We start from the raw sequence: 2,075 nt of genomic DNA on the forward strand, positions 1-2,075 counted from the left end.
GTTGCCTCCGGACGGGCTTGATGGCCCGGATGGATGCGCGTTCGTTCTTTGAGAACTCAACAGCGTGCCAAAAGTCGATGCCATAGGTCATCGCATGGTGGTGTGGTCCCTCGTTTGGGGGGTTGTGCTGGTGTGTGGTGACATGGTTGAGACGAATGTAATGTCAGTTGATGTCATGCATTTGATCGAGGCCAGATGATAACTGGTCCTTCGGGACCGCTTCGTATGTCGGTAACTTCGCACGAGAGTGTGGAGACCAATGGACATTCACGGAGAGTTTGATCCTGGCTCAGGACGAACGCTGGCGGCGTGCTTAACACATGCAAGTCGAACGGTGATCTTGGTGCTTGCACCGGGTGATCAGTGGCGAACGGGTGAGTAACACGTGAGTAACCTGCCCCCGACTCTGGGATAACTTCGAGAAATCGGAGCTAATACCGGATATGAGACGTACAGGCATCTGTAGCGTCTGGAAAGAATTTCGGTCAGGGATGGACTCGCGGCCTATCAGCTAGTTGGTGGGGTAATGGCCCACCAAGGCGACGACGGGTAGCCGGCCTGAGAGGGCGACCGGCCACACTGGGACTGAGACACGGCCCAGACTCCTACGGGAGGCAGCAGTGGGGAATATTGCACAATGGGCGAAAGCCTGATGCAGCGACGCCGCGTGGGGGATGAAGGCCTTCGGGTTGTAAACCCCTTTCAGCAGGGAAGAAGCGAAAGTGACGGTACCTGCAGAAGAAGCGCCGGCTAACTACGTGCCAGCAGCCGCGGTAATACGTAGGGCGCAAGCGTTGTCCGGATTTATTGGGCGTAAAGAGCTCGTAGGCGGTTTGTCGCGTCTGCTGTGAAAACCCGAGGCTCAACCTCGGGCCTGCAGTGGGTACGGGCAGACTAGAGTGCGGTAGGGGAGACTGGAATTCCTGGTGTAGCGGTGGAATGCGCAGATATCAGGAGGAACACCGATGGCGAAGGCAGGTCTCTGGGCCGCAACTGACGCTGAGGAGCGAAAGCATGGGGAGCGAACAGGATTAGATACCCTGGTAGTCCATGCCGTAAACGTTGGGCACTAGGTGTGGGGCTCATTCCACGAGTTCCGTGCCGCAGCTAACGCATTAAGTGCCCCGCCTGGGGAGTACGGCCGCAAGGCTAAAACTCAAAGGAATTGACGGGGGCCCGCACAAGCGGCGGAGCATGCGGATTAATTCGATGCAACGCGAAGAACCTTACCAAGGCTTGACATATACCGAAAACTCATGGAGACATGGGGTCCGCAAGGGCGGTATACAGGTGGTGCATGGTTGTCGTCAGCTCGTGTCGTGAGATGTTGGGTTAAGTCCCGCAACGAGCGCAACCCTCGTCCTATGTTGCCAGCACGTCATGGTGGGGACTCATAGGAGACTGCCGGGGTCAACTCGGAGGAAGGTGGGGATGACGTCAAATCATCATGCCCCTTATGTCTTGGGCTTCACGCATGCTACAATGGCCGGTACAAAGGGCTGCGATACCGCGAGGTGGAGCGAATCCCAAAAAGCCGGTCTCAGTTCGGATTGGGGTCTGCAACTCGACCCCATGAAGTCGGAGTCGCTAGTAATCGCAGATCAGCAACGCTGCGGTGAATACGTTCCCGGGCCTTGTACACACCGCCCGTCAAGTCACGAAAGTCGGTAACACCCGAAGCCGGTGGCCCAACCCTTGGGAGGGAGCCGTCGAAGGTGGGACCAGCGATTGGGACTAAGTCGTAACAAGGTAGCCGTACCGGAAGGTGCGGCTGGATCACCTCCTTTCTAAGGAGCTTCTTGGCACCGGCAACGGTGTCCAGGGCCTACTACTCGAGCGTTCGTCTCGAGGTGGGTAGCTCAAGGGTGGAACATCGACCAGTTGCGGTTTGTGGTGGTCATCTCAGTACCTTCCTTCGGGGAGTGGAACGTGGTGGTTGTCATGGATCGTTCGGCACGCTGTTGGGTCCTGAGGGAATGAGCGCGAGCTCGTACCTTGGGCCGATCGGAAGATCGGTGCGTCGGACTGCTTCGACCGGATGAACCGCCCTGCTGTTGTGGGGTAGGCGCCGGCCC

Annotated in this window: 1 rRNA gene; it reads left to right on the forward strand. The window is 57.8% G+C overall.

The window, feature by feature from the left end:
* Nucleotides 1-266: 266 nt before the first annotated feature.
* Nucleotides 267-1,787: ribosomal RNA gene (locus M1R94_RS20130) — 16S ribosomal RNA — on the forward strand.
* Nucleotides 1,788-2,075 lie beyond the last annotated feature (288 nt).

This window comes from Actinotalea alkalitolerans (genome assembly GCF_023369855.1).
In the GTDB taxonomy this organism is placed as follows: domain Bacteria; phylum Actinomycetota; class Actinomycetes; order Actinomycetales; family Cellulomonadaceae; genus Actinotalea.